The organism is Chryseobacterium ginsenosidimutans (genome assembly GCF_039536845.1).
Classification (GTDB): domain Bacteria; phylum Bacteroidota; class Bacteroidia; order Flavobacteriales; family Weeksellaceae; genus Chryseobacterium; species Chryseobacterium ginsenosidimutans_B.
The window spans coordinates 90,058-106,548 of sequence record NZ_BAAAZJ010000009.1 but is presented as its reverse complement, the minus strand read 5'-3'; the positions used below and the strand labels follow the sequence as shown (position 1 = coordinate 106,548).

At 34.4% G+C, this 16,491-nt stretch carries 16 protein-coding genes; 4 read left to right on the top strand and 12 right to left on the bottom strand.

All coding sequences use genetic code 11. The annotated features are described in order from the left end of the window. Positions 1-4: 4 nt before the first annotated feature. The 4 genes from ABD745_RS10535 to ABD745_RS10520 form a co-directional block, all read right to left on the bottom strand. Positions 5-1,093, bottom strand: a complete 1,089-nt coding sequence (locus ABD745_RS10535; RefSeq protein WP_344829018.1) for a serine hydrolase domain-containing protein — start codon at positions 1,091-1,093, stop codon at positions 5-7. Positions 1,094-1,215: 122 nt separating this feature from the next. Next, entirely contained in the window at positions 1,216-2,238 is a 1,023-nt protein-coding gene (locus ABD745_RS10530; RefSeq protein WP_344829016.1) for a prolyl oligopeptidase family serine peptidase, read from the bottom strand. Positions 2,239-2,260: 22 nt separating this feature from the next. Continuing rightward, positions 2,261-2,644: a DUF3037 domain-containing protein gene (locus tag ABD745_RS10525; RefSeq protein ID WP_344829014.1), complete on the bottom strand. Its 384-nt coding sequence runs from the start codon at positions 2,642-2,644 to the stop codon at positions 2,261-2,263. After that, on the bottom strand, positions 2,631-3,404 hold the full coding sequence (locus ABD745_RS10520; RefSeq protein WP_344829012.1) for a HipA family kinase: 774 nt from the start codon (positions 3,402-3,404) through the stop codon (positions 2,631-2,633). The genes ABD745_RS10525 and ABD745_RS10520 overlap by 14 nt, the downstream gene beginning before the upstream one ends. Positions 3,405-3,601: 197 nt before the next feature. Between ABD745_RS10520 and ABD745_RS10515 the strand changes: the two genes are divergently transcribed. Continuing rightward, a complete protein-coding gene (locus tag ABD745_RS10515; protein WP_344829010.1) occupies positions 3,602-4,450 on the top strand; it encodes an alpha/beta hydrolase family protein in 849 nt (282 codons plus the stop codon). A 161-nt stretch (positions 4,451-4,611) separates the two neighbouring features. Here ABD745_RS10515 and ABD745_RS10510 read toward each other — a convergent pair whose 3' ends face one another. From ABD745_RS10510 to ABD745_RS10480, 7 genes are all read right to left on the bottom strand, one after another. After that, positions 4,612-5,433, bottom strand: a complete 822-nt coding sequence (locus tag ABD745_RS10510; protein ID WP_344829008.1) for a flavin reductase family protein — start codon at positions 5,431-5,433, stop codon at positions 4,612-4,614. A 169-nt stretch (positions 5,434-5,602) separates the two neighbouring features. Further along, complete coding sequence (fahA, locus tag ABD745_RS10505) at positions 5,603-6,850, bottom strand: fumarylacetoacetase (RefSeq protein ID WP_344829006.1); 1,248 nt, start codon at positions 6,848-6,850, stop codon at positions 5,603-5,605. A gap of 155 nt (positions 6,851-7,005) precedes the next feature. After that, on the bottom strand, positions 7,006-7,485 hold the full coding sequence (locus tag ABD745_RS10500; protein WP_344829004.1) for a hypothetical protein: 480 nt from the start codon (positions 7,483-7,485) through the stop codon (positions 7,006-7,008). A 71-nt stretch (positions 7,486-7,556) separates the two neighbouring features. Next, positions 7,557-8,687 carry a 4-hydroxyphenylpyruvate dioxygenase gene (gene hppD, locus ABD745_RS10495; protein ID WP_344829002.1) on the bottom strand — a complete coding sequence of 377 codons (1,131 nt, stop codon included), beginning with the start codon at positions 8,685-8,687 and terminating at the stop codon, positions 7,557-7,559. A gap of 236 nt (positions 8,688-8,923) precedes the next feature. Next, on the bottom strand, positions 8,924-9,703 hold the full coding sequence (locus ABD745_RS10490) for a hypothetical protein (protein ID WP_344829000.1): 780 nt from the start codon (positions 9,701-9,703) through the stop codon (positions 8,924-8,926). Positions 9,704-9,841: 138 nt separating this feature from the next. After that, on the bottom strand, positions 9,842-11,116 hold the full coding sequence (locus ABD745_RS10485; protein ID WP_344828998.1) for an acetyl-CoA hydrolase/transferase family protein: 1,275 nt from the start codon (positions 11,114-11,116) through the stop codon (positions 9,842-9,844). Between the two features lie 162 nt (positions 11,117-11,278). Further along, positions 11,279-12,466 carry a homogentisate 1,2-dioxygenase gene (locus tag ABD745_RS10480; RefSeq protein WP_344828996.1) on the bottom strand — a complete coding sequence of 396 codons (1,188 nt, stop codon included), beginning with the start codon at positions 12,464-12,466 and terminating at the stop codon, positions 11,279-11,281. Between the two features lie 122 nt (positions 12,467-12,588). On the opposite strand from ABD745_RS10480, the gene ABD745_RS10475 reads away from it, so the two are divergent. Next, positions 12,589-14,661 carry a TonB-dependent receptor plug domain-containing protein gene (locus tag ABD745_RS10475; RefSeq protein ID WP_344828994.1) on the top strand — a complete coding sequence of 691 codons (2,073 nt, stop codon included), beginning with the start codon at positions 12,589-12,591 and terminating at the stop codon, positions 14,659-14,661. Between the two features lie 269 nt (positions 14,662-14,930). Beyond that, positions 14,931-15,338 (top strand): thioredoxin fold domain-containing protein, encoded by a 408-nt coding sequence (locus ABD745_RS10470; RefSeq protein ID WP_344828992.1) that lies wholly within the window; start codon positions 14,931-14,933, stop codon positions 15,336-15,338. Positions 15,339-15,467: 129 nt separating this feature from the next. Here ABD745_RS10470 and ABD745_RS10465 read toward each other — a convergent pair whose 3' ends face one another. Next, positions 15,468-15,833, bottom strand: coding sequence for a DUF1304 domain-containing protein (locus ABD745_RS10465; protein WP_344828990.1), 366 nt, complete (start codon positions 15,831-15,833; stop codon positions 15,468-15,470). Between the two features lie 65 nt (positions 15,834-15,898). Here ABD745_RS10465 and ABD745_RS10460 point away from each other — a divergent pair, with 65 nt between their 5' ends. Next, positions 15,899-16,471: a Crp/Fnr family transcriptional regulator gene (locus ABD745_RS10460; RefSeq protein WP_344828988.1), complete on the top strand. Its 573-nt coding sequence runs from the start codon at positions 15,899-15,901 to the stop codon at positions 16,469-16,471. The last annotated feature ends 20 nt before the right edge of the window (positions 16,472-16,491 follow it).

Genomic DNA, 16,491 nt, shown 5'->3' with positions numbered 1-16,491 from the left:
CAAATTAATTAATCACTGCATTTATTTTTTGCCATAAAACATCATCGAAATCCGAAAGGGCAAGATTCACATTGTCTGCCGCGTCTCCCATTCTGATAATAACCAGTTTTTTGCTTGGAACAACATAGATTTTCTGATCATTTTTCCCCAAAGCACAGAACATATCATCCGGCGCACTCGGAATCAGTTTTCCATTGAACTGAAACTGTGTCTGTGGCATATGATAGCTTGTTTTTCCGTTCAGCCACCACAAATATCCGTAAGCAAGATTGATGTTTTGGGAAGTCGTTGTAGCGCTTTGAAAATAATTGGTGTTAATGATTTGTGTTCCATTCCAGTTTCCGTTATTTAAAGCCATTAATCCGAAACGTGCCATACTTCTCGTCGTACTCCAATACACGCTGTTGTCTCCACTTTGGATCCAGTTTCCGGTCATACCGATTTTATCCCTCAGTTTTGTGTTGAAATATTGTGACCAGGTTTGTCCTGTTGCAGCTGCAACAACATCCTGAAGTTTTACATACACATTGTGATATGCCCATCTTGTTCCTGCATCGGCTTTATATTGTAGGTTTGCAGGAGTTACATCATCACCCAAACTGTCATCTAAACCTGAAGTCATGGTTAATAAATTTTTGCAGGTGATAAGGTTTTCTTTAGCTAGAGGTTCGCTCGTCCAGCCAGTTCCGATGTACGTTGAAACTTTAGTATTGATATTTAAAAATCCTTCCTGTTCTGCAATTCCGGTCATGGTTGAGGTTAATGTTTTTCCTGCACTTGCCCAATACCACGGAGTTGTAGAAGTATGTCCCGAAAAATAATTTTCCATCACAATTCTTCCGTTTTGAAGAATCATAAAGCTTTTTGAATGTTTTGTATCAAGATAAGTCAGCAAATCCTGAACTTTATCCTGATGCCATCCTAAATTGGAAATAGATTTTGTTTCCCAGGCATCACTGTCTGATGGCGGGAAATACATGGCTTCTGTTGATGTATTGTCGGTTGGCGTTGGTTGCTCCGTAGAATCATCAGAACTGCAGGACATTGCAATAACACAAAATATGGAAATTGAAAGTAGATTTTTTATTTTCATTCGGAATTAGTTTGAATTGTGATTTTTAGATACACAAAACTTTAATTAGTTAAATTCTAAATGTTAAATCAAGTTTAATTTTAAATATTTACTAAAAAATACAATTCAACTCATTTTAAAAATCATTTTTTGTGTGAAACGATGAAATTGACCATTTCATCATTAAGTTGATTCATATAGGCTTTATCAGTTGTTCCAAAACCATGAGCTCCATCTTTTATGACAATTAATGAAGTTTCAATATTTTGCTTTTTGAGTTTTTTTACCAGCCTTTTTGAATGATTGATAGGAGCAATTTTATCTTTATCTCCGTGAAGAATAAAGGTTGGAACAGCATCTTGGACACAATTTATAGGAGAAACTGTTTTTAAATACTCAACCGCTTTTCTTTTATCTTTTTTAATATCATATCCTGAAATTCCAAATACTAACTTTTGTCTGATTTCAACAATTGGTTTAAAAAAAAGTCCGACAATAGATACAGGAATCTTGCCTAATCTTGTATGTAAAAGTTTATTTAAATCTGTCGGTCCGAAATTACTTACCACATAATTTACCTTTCCTGAATAAGATGAGAGCTCGGGACTTCCGATATAGTCATTATCATTGGAATAGGCTGCAAGCATCGATAAATGAGCACCCGATGAAGCTCCGAAATAACCGATATTATTGGCATCAAAATGATATTTTTCCGCATTTTTTCTTACCCATCTTACGGCATCTTTTGTATCCTGAACAGGCAATGGAAAATGAACCGTTTCACTCACCAAAGTATTATCAATACTGATAACAGCGTAATTTTTTTCTACTAATTTTAAAATAAAACTTTCAATATAACTGTCGGCTCTTACAGTTTTATCACCTTTTGCCCATGCTCCGCCGTGAACATAAATAACTACCGGAAGTTTTTCAGTGATAGAATTTTTTGGTTCGTAAATATCTAAAAGAACAGGATTTCCTGCATAGTCGTTTTTATAGGAAATATTTTTTAAAAAAGTTGTTTTCTCAGGAAGAGTGGTGCTTGGAGGAAGTTGGGATTCATTAATTGGAGATTGAGAATAACTTAGGCTGAATAAATTTAAAAGTAAAATAAAAAACAGGTTTAAAGAAAACCTGTAAATTATACTGTGATTAAATGATTTCATAGAAATATTATTTTGAGGAGTGTTATTTTACTAATTCCTCAAAAAGTTTACCAAAAGTCTTTTCCAGATCCTTGGATTTTCCGGGATGAGGTCTTGATGTCTGAACGACAGAGCTTCGGACTGCCGTCAGCCAACGGAAACGTTCAGGAATTTCGAGCTGGGCAATCGGTCCGCCATCTTTGGTCCCTTCTGCGATTTTCTTGAAACTTTCCAGATTCTGAATAATGTCATCGTAATCCAGTTTGCTGTGCATTAACCTGAATTTATCAGGGCATAAATAAAATTGAGCTTTAATGAATTTCTCTCTCTTAGAAAACATCACCAATCCTATGTTGAAAAACTCTTCTCTTTCAACCTTCGGAACCAAGCGTATTACAGCGTATTCGTAAATTTTATCCTCTTGCATTTTTGGCTTCGTTTAAAAAGATTTCAGAATTTTCTAATCGGGTTTTCAGGAAGTTGAAATAGATTTCACGGATTTCTTCAGGAGTTTCGTCTGCATCATTCCAGTGAAGCCAGTTTTCAGGAATTAAATTTACAATTTCCCGGAATAGAGTTTCATTCAAAATTTCTTTTGCAAATGTATCGGCTTCGTTCAATTTTGTAGCCTGCGGAAGCAGGACGTGATCTTTCACATATTTGAACGGCGTTTTTGCTGCCGTATCAAAATTCTGCCACGAATGATGGAAATAAAAAGAAGCACCGTTATCGATTACCCATAATTCTTTATTCCACATCAAAAGATTGGTGTTTTTGAAAGTACGGTCAATATTGGTAATAAACGCATCCAGCCAGACAATTTTTGAAGCTAAAAGTGGATCAATTTTCACACTCGGATCATAAGTGATCGACCCGGAAAGATAATGCAGACCTAAATTTAAGCCTTCAGAAAACTTCAACAGATCCTGAATTTCTTCGTCAGCTTCTGTTCTTCCAAAATCTACATCAAGATTTGCCAATACCAGTTCAGGAATTTTTAATCCTAAAGCTTCGGTGATTTTTCCTCCTAATAATTCGGAAATCAGCATTTTAACTCCATGTCCTGCGCCACGGAATTTTAAAACATATTTAAAATCATCATCAGCTTCTGCCAAAGCCGGAAGAGAACCTCCCTCACGAAGCGGCAGAATGTAACGCATTACGGTTACCGTTCTTAAATCCAACATAGAGCAAAAATAAGGTTTTCCTTTGTGTTTAATTCTATTTTTAATATTTTTAAGTGAAAAATCAAATTTAATAAAGGTTTTTAAACATCCCTTTTGTCATTCCGTAGGAATCTAGACATTATTTTTAAAGTTGGTATTGCCGAGATTCCTACGGAATGACAAAGAAATATGGTTATTTAATATACATAAAACAAAATATGGATATCATCAAAAAACAAAATATTATCATTTCAAATCCTGAAACCAGAGATTTTCTTGCCGATGCATTTTATCCTGAGACAGGTGAAAAATTGCCATTAGTCATTTTCGTTCATGGGTATAAAGGTTATAAAGATTGGGGAGCCTGGAATGTGATGGCAGAAAAGTTTGCAGAAGCTGGGTTTTTCTTTATTAAGTTTAATTTTTCTCATAACGGAACGACGATTGAAGATCCTCACAATTTTGCTGATCTGGAAGCTTTCGGGAATAACAATTATTCTAAAGAACTTTCGGATTTGGGAGCTGTGATTGATTATTTTGTTAAGGATTCTAAAGTTGATGATCAGAAGATAGTTTTAATCGGTCATAGTAGAGGAGGAGGGATTTCTATTATTAAAACGTATGAAGACGAAAGAATCAATGGTTTGATTACGTTGGCAAGTGTTGACACTTTAGATCGTTTTCCTAAAAATGATGCTTTTGAAAAATGGAAAGAAGCAGGTGTTTATTATGTCACAAACGGACGGACGAAACAGGAAATGCCTCATTATTACCAGTTTTATGAAGATTTTGAGAAAGACGAACATCGATTTGATGTAGAAAGAGCGACTGAAATGGCAAAAGCTCATGTTTTGATTATTCATGGGGCAAATGATGAAAGTGTGAGCGTGAAAAATGCAGAACATCTTCATATTTTGAACCCGAATTCTGAGTTATTTTTAATCGAAAATGCGAATCATACTTTTGGTGCAAAAGAGCCTTGGGAAGAAAGTGAATTACCAAAAGATTTGAATATCCTAACTGAAAATTGTATTGAATTTATAAATAAAAAAATTGTCAACGAATAAAGAAAGGAGTGAAAATTTTTCACTCCTTTTATTTTTAATTTGAACTATTAAGGAAAATTAAGTTGTTAAGTTTTATTAAGAACAATTACTGTGAAACTTAAATTTTAAAGAAAAAGCTTAATACTCTTAACTCCTTAACAAATATCTTAATGGTTTAAATATTATTTAATTAAAATTTTCCAGGCTTCGTTAATTTTACTTTCCAATAATAATTTTTGAGCTTCCAAATGAATATTTTCATCTGCATGATAATCTCCTGTGGGCAAAACCTCAACATTTGCAAGCATTCCTAAATCATTTCCGGTGAAGACTTTACTGTATTTTATGGCATCAGGAAGAAGATCAAAACCAATTCCTTTTGTCACCAAAGGTTTTGGCACTTCAAAAAGGTTATTTTCGTTATTTCTGGAATACCAGTTTCCGCCTAAACGAGCCACCATATCCAATTTTGCCTGATCCAGATTACCTTGCTCATCCAAATATTCTTCTCTGATATGAATTTTCTGAACTTCACAAATTACCAGATTTCCGGCACCGCCCTGATCTCCCAAATGTTTTACTTCTAAAACTTTACATTCAAAGTTTACAGGGCATTCCTCGATTAATTTAGGCTTAACCAAATCAGCATCTTTCATTGTTAATCCAGACTTGATAAATTCGTTTACACCATCTCCATATTCTGTTGAGGCCAAAGAAATCTGCTGTACAATTGGGAAATTAACTGTTCCGATTACGACTTCAGAAGTTTCCAAAACGTTTTCCAACGTATGTTTTGTTGTATTGTCACGAACTCTTCTCGATGGTGAAAAAATCAAAATAGGTGGAACTGTACTGAACATATTGAAAAAGCTGAATGGCGATAAATTGCTGTTTCCTTCTTTATCAACCGTTGAAGCCAAAGCAATCGGACGCGGTGAAACGGCAGTTTGCATGACAAGTTGTAGTTGTACAGGGGTTATTTCGGATGGGATTACTGTTTTCATTTTTTATTTAACCACAAAAGTTATTTAAATATTTATAATATTAAAAATGCTTCGACAGGCTCAGCATGACATTTCTGACACTAACTGTCTTAATTTTAGCAGTAAATTTGTAGCGATGTCATGCTGAGCCTGTCGAAGCATCTAATATTATTATTTAAAGTTTAAAGATTTATTTTGCAGGAACAATTTTACCGGAAACTTCACCGAAACCAACTCTTACACCGTCTTTTTCAGCCCAGGCTTTCATAGTTACCGTGTCATTGTCATCGATGAATTTTCTTTCCTGTCCGTTGCTTAATTGGATCGGATTCTGACCTCTCCAAGTTAATTCAAGCATAGAACCGAAAGATTTTGGATCACTTCCTGAAATCGTTCCACTTGCGTACATATCACCAACTTCAACGTTGCAGCCATTTACTGTGTGATGAGCCAATTGCTGAGTCATATTCCAGTACATATGTTTGTAATTGCTTTCGGAAATTAAATTTTCTTCACCGTTTTCAGGCTGTAAGTAAACTTCTAAATTAATATCATAATTTTTATCTCCCTCAAATTTCAAATAATCTAAAACTTCAGGATCTTGTACAGGAGAAGCTGTTCTGAATGGTTCTAAAGCCTCAAGAGTAACAACCCAAGGAGAAACTGATGAACCGAAATTTTTACCTAAAAATGGTCCTAACGGAACATATTCCCAAGACTGAATATCTCTTGCAGACCAGTCGTTGAAAACCACCATTCCGAAAATTGCGCCTTCAGCTTCTTTTGTAGAAATACTTTCACCCATTTCTGTATTCTGATTAATGATAAAGGCCATTTCCAGTTCAAAATCCAATTGTTTTGAAGGTCCGAAAACAGGTTTTTCTACATCTGCAGGTTTTGTCTGACCTTTCGGACGAATAATATCTGTTCCTGAAACTACGATCGATGAAGCTCTACCATGATAGCCTACAGGCAAATGTTTCCAGTTTGGTAATAATGCATTTGCAGGATCTCTGAACATTTTTCCAACATTGGTTGCGTGTTCGATGCTGCTGTAAAAATCCGTGTAATTAGGAATATGAACAGGCATCATCATTTTTACTTGATCCAAGTCATAAAAAGCATCTTCTATTGTTTTTTCGTCTTTAGACAAAATTGAACCCTCCAGTAATAATTCCTGAATTTTCAAACGAACGGCATTCGTAATTGGTTTCCCCAGTTCGATGAATTCATTTAAGGTATAAGCTTCGAAAAAATTATCGTCAAGACCTTCTATTTCTTCAAAATAACCAAGGTCGAACAGTGCAGCAAGATCAACAATCTGATCTCCGATTCTTGTACAACATGCGATATATTCTTTGTTGAAAACCGCTACTCCGAACGGAATATTATGTATTGAAAAATCTGAATTTGATGAATACTCTACAAATGATTTCATAATTTTTGAATTTGATTTGGATTAAATGAAAATCCGTTAAAATTTTAGTTTTAAAATATTTCGAATGTTTAATTGAAATTATTAATAAATCGCTTTGCCGCTACCGAATCATCTTTGCAGATTTTCACCTTATTTGTAGTGACGTATCAAAATATTTATTTTTTAGCCTTAGCCTTTGTTTTAGAAAAAGATTCTTCGTCAATCCATCTGGCTCTTGTATTAATATCGATAAGATACAGAATATCATCCTGTCTTGTCAATAATAAAGTTTTGGTAACCGGAATCGGAACTTTTTGGTTTTCCAGCATATCTGCTCTCAAAGAAATAATGTTTTTTTTGTTTCTGACAATATCGCCCGAAAAAACATTGGAGCTTGTTTCTCCCGTAGTTTTGTCATCGAAAACTTCTACATAAGTAACTTTGTTTCCTTTAATAACAATAAAATCCCTTTCCGTGTGGTCTGTTTCGTCTTTAATGAAAACAAATTTCTTGTTATCAATATTTACAGTTTCCAGATGTTGATTTACTCCTTTTCTTTCTTCAAGTCGGGTAAGAATATCATTTAATGAACCGTATTGAGCTTTTAATCCAAATGTTGCTCCAAAAAATAAAATTCCAACGAAAATTTTCTTCATAAATAATGTGTTTTATAAAAAAGTTTTGTCAAGACTTTTCATCCTGACAAAACTTTGTATTGTATTTAAAATTAAAGATTTCCTCTTTTTTCCTGTTCTCTTTCCAATGCTTCGAACAATGCTTTGAAGTTACCTGCACCGAAACTTTGAGCACCGTGTCTTTCAATAATTTCAAAGAAAAGAGTAGGACGGTCTTCTACAGGCTTCGTAAAGATCTGTAATAAATAACCTTCCTCATCATGATCAATTAAGATGCCAAGATCTTGTAATTTCTTTAGATCTTCATCGATGTGACCAACTCTTTCAGGAACCATGTCATAATAAGCTTCAGGTGGAGCAGAAAGGAATTCTACACCACGTTTTTTAAGCTCGGTTACTGTGTGAATGATGTCTTTTGTAGCAACGGCAATGTGCTGTACACCTTCACCTTCATAGAAATCAAGATATTCTTCTACCTGAGATTTCTTTTTACCTTCTGCAGGCTCATTGATAGGGAATTTTGCGAATCCGTTTCCGTTTGACATTACTTTAGACATCAAAGCAGAATATTCTGTGTTGATCTGTTTGTCGTCAAAAGAAAGGATGTTTACAAATCCCATTACTTTTTCATACCATTCAACCGTTGGGATCATTCTGTCCCAACCTACATTTCCTACGCAGTGGTCAACATATAATAAACCTGCATCTTCAGGCTGATAAGAGCTTTCCCATTTTTCATAACCAGGCATGAAAGGTCCTGTATAGTTTTTTCTTTCAATAAACATGTGAACAGTTTCTCCGTAAGTATAGATTCCGGACATTCTTACTTCACCGTGTTCGTCTGTCAAAGTTACCGGCTCCAAATAAGGTTTTCCGCCTCTTTTTGTTGTTTCTTCGAAAGCCTGATAAGCATCATCTACCCAAAGTGCCAAAATTTTCACTCCATCACCGTGTTTTTTTACGTGCTCGCTGATTGGTGAATCAGATTTAAGACCGGTTGTTAAGATCAATCTTATTTTTCCTTGTTGAAGAACATAAGATGCACGGTCTCTTACTCCTGTTTCAGGACCAGCGTATGCTACAGACTGAAAACCAAAAGCGGTTTTATAAAAATGAGCAGACTGTTTAGCATTTCCTACATAAAACTCAATGTAATCTGTACCATTAATCGGCAAAAAATTCTCTGCTTGAGCTATTTTTTCGGCAAATGTAAGTGTTGACATATTTTCTATTTTTACTTTTATATTTATGGGTATGCAAATTACGAATTTCTTACTAATACGAAAAATATAAACAAACAAACGTTAGGCAAGTTTAATAAATGCTTAAAGAAGAGTTCATTTAAGTATGCTTAAGTTTATTATGTTGCTGTTAAGATTTGTATTTTTGTAGTCACGACAAGTGAAAAAAAAATAACTTCGAAACACGAAAGCCGCAGGAATTTTCCTACGGCTTTCTTTTATTTAATATTATTAAGTCTTCCTGCATTGGGATTGTAATTATCCCAAATTTTCCAGACGTTATTAATTTTACGGATGAAATAAATCTGAGTATTTAGCTGATTGACAAAATGTTCTTGCCCGGTTTCTCCGACTTTGAATAGGAGATTCCAGAATTCCTGAGATTCAAGGATTTTTTTATCAGGTTCGTCGGTAACAATATGAATATCAAAAACTTCATAATTCGAACGGTTGTTTTTGGTAACCAATTGAAAATCCCGGTCACATAATTCTTTGCTGAATTGTGAAGCTCTTTCCAAAAACGGAGATTCGTCGAAAACCAACTCTTTGAAAAATTCAGTTTTGTGATTCGGAAATTGTTTATAAAATTCAAAAACAGTTGAACAGTAATCGTATACGATCTGAAGGAATTTCTGATTATTACTGTCGTCGTTTTCCTGCTTTTTCTCCTTTACAAATTGTATGTAAGCGTTTAAGTCTTTATATCCTAAGAAAATACAGATTTTATCCAAGGTTTTTAAAAATCTGAGATCGTTATGTGTTTTATCCTGATAATCATTTTCGAAAAAACGTTGTAAGGTAACATGTGAAATAGTATTTCCTATCTCAAATTTTTTTCCTCCTTTTAGTTCTTCAGCTTCGGATAATTCATCTTTAATGATTTCGGAAAGAATAATATAATGGCTTCTCTTCCATTCATCTACATTCCCCAGAACCGAATTCTTCACCTTAGAATGCTTTATAACCTCTTCTCTTATTGAATTATATATAGTTTTCAATTTCCTATGTTTAAAAAGCTTTTTTGCAAATATACTGCCAAATGATTGAGTATTTTTTACTATTTCATTATGTTAAATTGAAGATACGTTTTTTTTAGATTAAATAAGAAATAAACATGAAAAGATTTAAAATAGGATCTAATGTTTAAATCTTTCATAGGCAGCTTTTTCCAGCATTTCTCTGTCATCAGGATGTGCAATGCTGATTAACTCCTGAGCTCTCTGACGAAGGTTTTTTCCATATAAATAAGCGGTTCCATATTCTGTAACAACCCAATGAATGTGACCTCTTGTTGTCACAACTCCGGCTCCCTGTTTAAGATAAGGAACAATTCTGGAAACTCCCTTTTTCGTTCTTGAAGTAATGGCAATAATGGGTTTTCCGTCTTCACTCAAAGCTGCACCTCGCATGAAGTCCATCTGACCGCCAATTCCGCTATATTGAATCGTTCCGATGGAATCTGCACAGACCTGTCCTGTGAGATCAATTTCAATGGCAGAATTAATAGCGACCACTTTTTTGTTTTTCATAATATTAATCGGAAAGTTGACCGTTCCTACATCATTAAATGAGAAAACCGTGTTATCATCAACGTAATCATAAAGTTTTCTCGTTCCAAAACAGAAACTTGTGACCGTTTTATTATCGTTGTAGCCTTTGTATTTATTATTGATGACATCATTTTGAATCAAATCAATCACTCCGTCACTCAACATTTCTGTGTGAACGCCTAAGTCTTTATGATTATTCAGACATTTTAAAACCGCATCGGGAATGGTTCCGATTCCCATTTGTAATGTTGATTTGTCTTCGATAAGTTCTGCAACATTTTTACCAACCAACATTTCTTCAGGACCGACTTTTGCTCCATAATCGATCGTCGGAAGTTCTTCTTCATGCCAAACCAATTTATTGATTCTGCTGATGTGAATCATTCCGTCACCGTGAGTTCTTGGCATTAAAGGATTAACAATTGCCACAATAATTTTTGCAGTGTCCACCGCAGATCTTGCTACATCAACCGAAGTTCCCAATGTACAAAATCCGTGTTTGTCAGGTGGTGAAACGGTGATTAAAGCCACATCCAACGGTAAAATATTTTTTCTGAATAAAATCGGAATTTCACTTAAAAATACAGGCACGAAATCGCCTCGATCAGAATTCACCGCATCACGAACGGGTGTAGAAACAAATAATGAGTTAACAAAAAATTTATCTTTATATTCAGGTTTGGCAATTTCCACATTTCCCTGTTGGGTAATAGAAACCATTTCTACATTATCCAATCGGTGAGACTGTCTTGCTAATTCGTCAATTAAATAATTCGGAGTGCACGCGCTTCCGTGAAAGAAAACACGGTTTCCGCTTTTGATGGTATAAATAGCTTCTTCTGCGCTGATGTAATTATGCATATTGAAATTTTTTATGAATTTTTCTTAGTTTTAAAGATAGTTTATATTGTTTTTATGAAGTCCAAATATTCTCAGATATTTGTCATGTTTTAGTTAAATCTAATAAATAAAAAGGGCTAAATGCAGTACATTCAGCCCTTTCTGTTATTTTTAAATTATTTTTTATTCCTGAGAACGGTCTTCCATTGTTTTATCCTGTTCTTCTAGCCAAGAAGTTTTGTAAGAAGGATCTTCAACTTTTAATGCTTCTTCGGTAAGTTTTAATGGACGGAAAGGATCAACCATCACCGCATATTCCTCAGTGAATTTTTTACCGATACTTCTTTCCATTGCTCCCGGGTGAGGTCCGTGAACGATTCCTCCCGGGTGAAGCGTAAAATCCATCAAATCAATATGATTACGGCTCATGAAATCACCTTCTGTGTAGAATAAAACTTCATCAGAATCAATATTTGAGTGATTATAAGGCGCAGGAATTGCCATCGGATGATAGTCATACATTCTTGCACAGAACGAGCAAACCACGAAATTATGCGCTTCAAAAGTCTGGTGAACCGGCGGCGGTTGGTGAATTCTACCTGTAATCGGTTCGAAATTTTTGATATTAAATTTATAAGGATAAAAATACCCGTCCCAACCTACAACATCGAAAGGGTGCGTTGCGTAAATGAAATCTGTGATTTGATTTTCTTTTTTTACTTTAATTAAAAATTCTCCTTTTTCGTCTTTTGGTTCAACAAATGTCGGCGCGATGATATCTCTTTCGCAGAACGGAGAATGCTCTAAAAGCTGCCCGAATTCGTTTCTGTATCTCTTCGGAGTGTAAATCGGAGAATGACTTTCTACCACGAAGAAAACGGTGTCGTCAGATTTTAATTCAACCTGATAAATCGTACCTCTCGGGATAATTAAATAATCACCAACGGAAAACTCAAGATTTCCAACGAAAGTTTTTAAAATCCCGCTTCCGTTGTGAACATATAAAAGTTCGTCACATTCAGCATTTTTGTAGAAATAATCCATTGATTTTCTAGGTTTCGACAATCCCATTTTCAGGTCATTGTTTACCATCAAAAACTTTCGGCTGTCCATAAAATCGTCTTCAGGAGTGACGTTCATTCCTTTAAACATTCTTGGCGTAACGTTTTTATCAACAGCAATTTTCGGTGTTACATCTTTTGCTTCACCGATAGATTTTATCTGAGTCGGACGGTGAATATGGTACAACAGGGAAGAAATTCCGTGAAAACCTTCCGTCCCGAAAAGCTGTTCGTAATAGAATTTATCTTCCGGAGATTTGAAAATCGTATGTCTTTTTGGTGGGATATTTCCCGACTGATGATATCTCATTTTACTTTTATATCTAGATTCTCAAATTTAATAAATTTTCACGAATTGAATTTAATAAAGATTCTCATATAGTTTTGCTGTTCTAAAAATAATTGTTAGTTTTGTCTAACAATTTTAATTTCATGAAGCGAATATTATTTTCTGCCATCTTTTTTTCAGGTTATTGTTTCTCACAGGAAGTGGATAGTTTGAATGTAAACCCATCAAAAAAACTTGATTCGGTTAACATTTCAGGCAAAAAAGAGATGAAAACCAAACTTATCGATGATATTGTCATTACCGGAACGATAAAACCGATCAGCAGATCGAAAAGTCCGGTTGCGGTTGAAATTTACAGTCAAAAATTTTTCCAGAAAAACCCGACTCCCAATATTTTTGAAGCAATTGCAATGGTAAATGGTGTGAAACCTCAATTAAATTGCTCGGTTTGTAATACGGGAGATATTCACATCAACGGATTGGAAGGACCTTACACCATGATTTTGATCGACGGAATGCCGATTGTAAGTTCGCTTTCCACTGTTTATGGATTAAGTGGAATTCCTAATAGTTTGATTGACAGAATTGAAGTTGTAAAAGGTCCTGCTTCGTCTCTTTACGGTTCTGAAGCGATGGGTGGAGTCATTAATATTATCACTAAAAACGCCTTGACCGCCCCAAAATTAAGTATTGACCTTATGACAACAACCTGGGCTGAAAATAATGTGGATCTGTCAACCAAATTTAACTTTGGAAAAAATGTCGCTTCATTATTAAGCTTAAATTATTTTAATTATGAAAAAAGATTCGATGAGAATAAAGATAATTTCACGGATGCAGCATTACAAAACAGAGTTTCAGTCTTCAATAAATGGAATTTCCAGAGAAAAGAAAACCGATTGGCAAGTTTTGCATTGAGATATTTATATGAAGACCGTTTCGGCGGCGAAATGCAGTGGAATAAATCATATCGTGGAAGCAATGAAGTGTATGGAGAAAGCATTTATACCAATAGAGTAGAGGCTTTCGGGATGTATCAGTGGCCGGTGAAAGAAAATATTATTACTCAATTTTCCTATAATTTTCATGATCAGAATTCATTTTATGGGAGTAATCCGTTTAATGCGACACAGAAAGTGGCTTTTGTACAAACGTACTGGGATAAAAAACTCGGAAAACACGATTTGATTTCAGGAATTACTTACAAGAAAACTTTTTATGATGATAATACGCCTGGAACTTTATCGGCAGACGGATTCACAAACGAACCGATGAAATCCCCGATTTTCGGAGCATTTATTCAGGATCAATGGGAAATTAACGAAAAAAATACATTGTTGTTGGGCTACAGATTTGATTATGATAAAATCCATCATTCTGTTCACTCACCGCGTTTTGCATGGAAATTTTCTCCGAATCCTTATCATACGTTGCGATTTAATTTTGGGACAGGTTTCAGGGTGGTGAATTTATTTACAGAAGATCACGCAGCGTTGACGGGTTCTCGAGAAGTGGTGATTAAATCGAATTTAAAACCTGAAAAATCCGTCAACGGAAATTTGAATTATGTCTGGAAAATCCCTGTCGGAGATCGTTTGATTAATTTGGATGCTTCTGCGTTTTACACGTATTTCAGCAATAAAATTGTCGGAGATTTTGATACGGATCCTGAGAAAATTATTTACGATAATCTTCACGGATATGGAATTTCGAGAGGAGCTTCAATGAATGTGGATTACAATTTTAGTTTTCCTTTGAGTATTAATTTAGGCGTGACTTATCTTGATGTGTATCAGAAATTTGATGGTGAAAATGAAAAAGTTCAACAACTTCACGCCCCAAAATGGAGCGGAACGTACAGTTTGACCTATAAATTTCCAAAAAATCTGACGGTAGATTTTACAGGACAGTTTTACGGACCGATGCGATTGCCTGTGTTACCGAATGATTATCGACCAGAATATTCTCCGTTTTATTCGTTAGCGAATATTCAGTTTTCAAAAAGTTTCAAATCAGGATTTGAAGTGTATTGCGGAATTAAAAATCTGTTCAATTTTACTCCGAAAGATCCATTGATGCGACCTTTTGATCCGTTTGACCAACACGTTAATGATCCTATTAACAATCCGAATCATTATACTTTTGATACGACTTACGGCTTTGCTCCGATGCAGAAAATCAGAGGTTTTATGGGTGTGAAATATACCTTAAAATAAGATTTTTGACGCAAAGATTTATAATTAAAATACATTTATTTAGAAAGCAAAGGCAAATAAATTTGCTTCACGAAGCTAGGGCAACAGCTTCATCAAATCAACTTGTTGATTCATCTTTGCTCACTTTTATTAAATAGAGAAAATTAAAACTTTGCGTTTAAAAAAACATTTTTAAAGTAATAAATATTTAAAAACAAAAATTAATGAAAATGAAACTTATAACGATAATTTTATTTTTAATGTTAGTGCCTTGTTTTTGTCTTTCACAGATGAAAACAGGCACTTTTTCTGACCTTGAAAATTTACAAAAAGAACAACAAAAGCCCGTTATTATTCATCTTTACACAGATTGGTGTTCGGTCTGCAAGATGGAATCTTTTCAATTAAATAAGAATAAAGAATTGGTTAATATGATTAATGAAGATTTTTATTTCATCAATTTTGAAGCGGAAAAAACAAAAGAGAAAATCAATTTTCAAGGACAGGAATTTGATTATTTACCCAATGGAAATTCCGGAATTCATGAGCTGGCTTTAGCTTTATCTAAAAATAAAAATCAGCCTGTTTATCCGTTGTGGATTATATTAGATAAGAATCAGAATTTAGTTTATTTTCATGAAGGGCAATTTAAACCTGAAAAAATGAAGGAGAAATTGTTGGAGATTTCTGCTTTGTAGTTTTGTTTAAAGTTGGCAAAATATCCATAAAGTTTGTCATTCCGTAAGAATCTAGACTAAGTTTTGATACATTATTGAGATTCCTACGGAATGACAAAGAGAGGATAGATTTTTTACAGATGAGAAAAATTATTTCAACAAAACAGCAACAATCGCCAAAATCGCCGGTAAAGCCTGAACAAAAAATATTTTTTTCGTCGCGGAAATTGCACCATAAATTCCTGCAATGGCTACACAGCTCAAGAAAAATAGAGCAACATTGGTTTGCCATTTCGGATCTTCAATTAAAAAAGACCAGATCAATCCTGCAGCCAGAAAACCATTGTAAAGTCCCTGATTGGCTGCTAAACCTTTTGTGGGTTTGAACATTTCTGCGGGTAAGGCTGCTTTGAAAACCTCCTTTCCTTTTGTTTCCCACGCAAACATTTCCATCCAAAGAATGTAGATGTGCTCTATGGCGACTAATGCGATCAAAATTTTTGCAACGATTTCCATGATTTACTGTTTTCTCATTGTAAAACTAAAAAAATAAAGTTAAGTTTGATTACACAATTTCAAAAATGGATACTTTTAAGGAACATTTAGATAAATTTATCAATATCAGTGAAGAAGAATATAGCTCTGTTCTCTCTTTTTTTCAAATATTGGATGTGAAAAAAAAACATAATCTGATGTTTGATGGCGAAATTTGTAAATCTATCTATTTCGTTGCAAAAGGATGTCTCAGAAAATTTTTCATTAATGAAAAAGGTGTAGAACACACCACGGAATTTGCCATAGAAAACTGGTGGATTACTGATACTTTTGCTTATGAAAGACAAATAAAGTCAGATTTTTGTATCCAAGCGGTTGAGCGTTCCACAATTTTAGTGATTGATCTTCAGACTCAGGAAGAATTATTAAAAAAACATCCAGTGATGGAGCGATATTTCAGAATGATTTATCAAAGAGCTTATGCCGCTTCTGAAAGGAGAATCCGTTATTTATACGAAATGAGCAGGGAAGAATTGTATGTGCATTTCAGCACGCAATATCCCGAATTTATCCAGAGAATTCCGCAATATCTGATTGCTTCTTTTTTAGGTTTCACTCCTGAATATTTGAGCGAAATCAGAGCAAAATTACGTTCTTAAACCAGTTTAAGATTTTTACA

What these genes read in the sequence shown, in the direction of transcription:
- ABD745_RS10510 (WP_344829008.1), bottom strand. Translation starts at nt 5,433, where the DNA reads ATGAAAACAGTAATCCCATCCGAAATAACCCCTGTACAACTACAACTT.
- ABD745_RS10475 (WP_344828994.1), top strand. Translation starts at nt 12,589, where the DNA reads ATGAAGCGAATATTATTTTCTGCCATCTTTTTTTCAGGTTATTGTTTC.
- fahA (WP_344829006.1), bottom strand. Translation starts at nt 6,850, where the DNA reads ATGAAATCATTTGTAGAGTATTCATCAAATTCAGATTTTTCAATACAT.
- ABD745_RS10470 (WP_344828992.1), top strand. Translation starts at nt 14,931, where the DNA reads ATGAAAACAGGCACTTTTTCTGACCTTGAAAATTTACAAAAAGAACAA.
- ABD745_RS10465 (WP_344828990.1), bottom strand. Translation starts at nt 15,833, where the DNA reads ATGGAAATCGTTGCAAAAATTTTGATCGCATTAGTCGCCATAGAGCAC.
- ABD745_RS10520 (WP_344829012.1), bottom strand. Translation starts at nt 3,404, where the DNA reads ATGTTGGATTTAAGAACGGTAACCGTAATGCGTTACATTCTGCCGCTT.
- ABD745_RS10485 (WP_344828998.1), bottom strand. Translation starts at nt 11,116, where the DNA reads ATGCATAATTACATCAGCGCAGAAGAAGCTATTTATACCATCAAAAGC.
- ABD745_RS10535 (WP_344829018.1), bottom strand. Translation starts at nt 1,093, where the DNA reads ATGAAAATAAAAAATCTACTTTCAATTTCCATATTTTGTGTTATTGCA.
- ABD745_RS10500 (WP_344829004.1), bottom strand. Translation starts at nt 7,485, where the DNA reads ATGAAGAAAATTTTCGTTGGAATTTTATTTTTTGGAGCAACATTTGGA.
- ABD745_RS10530 (WP_344829016.1), bottom strand. Translation starts at nt 2,238, where the DNA reads ATGAAATCATTTAATCACAGTATAATTTACAGGTTTTCTTTAAACCTG.
- ABD745_RS10515 (WP_344829010.1), top strand. Translation starts at nt 3,602, where the DNA reads ATGGATATCATCAAAAAACAAAATATTATCATTTCAAATCCTGAAACC.
- ABD745_RS10525 (WP_344829014.1), bottom strand. Translation starts at nt 2,644, where the DNA reads ATGCAAGAGGATAAAATTTACGAATACGCTGTAATACGCTTGGTTCCG.
- ABD745_RS10460 (WP_344828988.1), top strand. Translation starts at nt 15,899, where the DNA reads ATGGATACTTTTAAGGAACATTTAGATAAATTTATCAATATCAGTGAA.
- ABD745_RS10480 (WP_344828996.1), bottom strand. Translation starts at nt 12,466, where the DNA reads ATGAGATATCATCAGTCGGGAAATATCCCACCAAAAAGACATACGATT.
- hppD (WP_344829002.1), bottom strand. Translation starts at nt 8,687, where the DNA reads ATGTCAACACTTACATTTGCCGAAAAAATAGCTCAAGCAGAGAATTTT.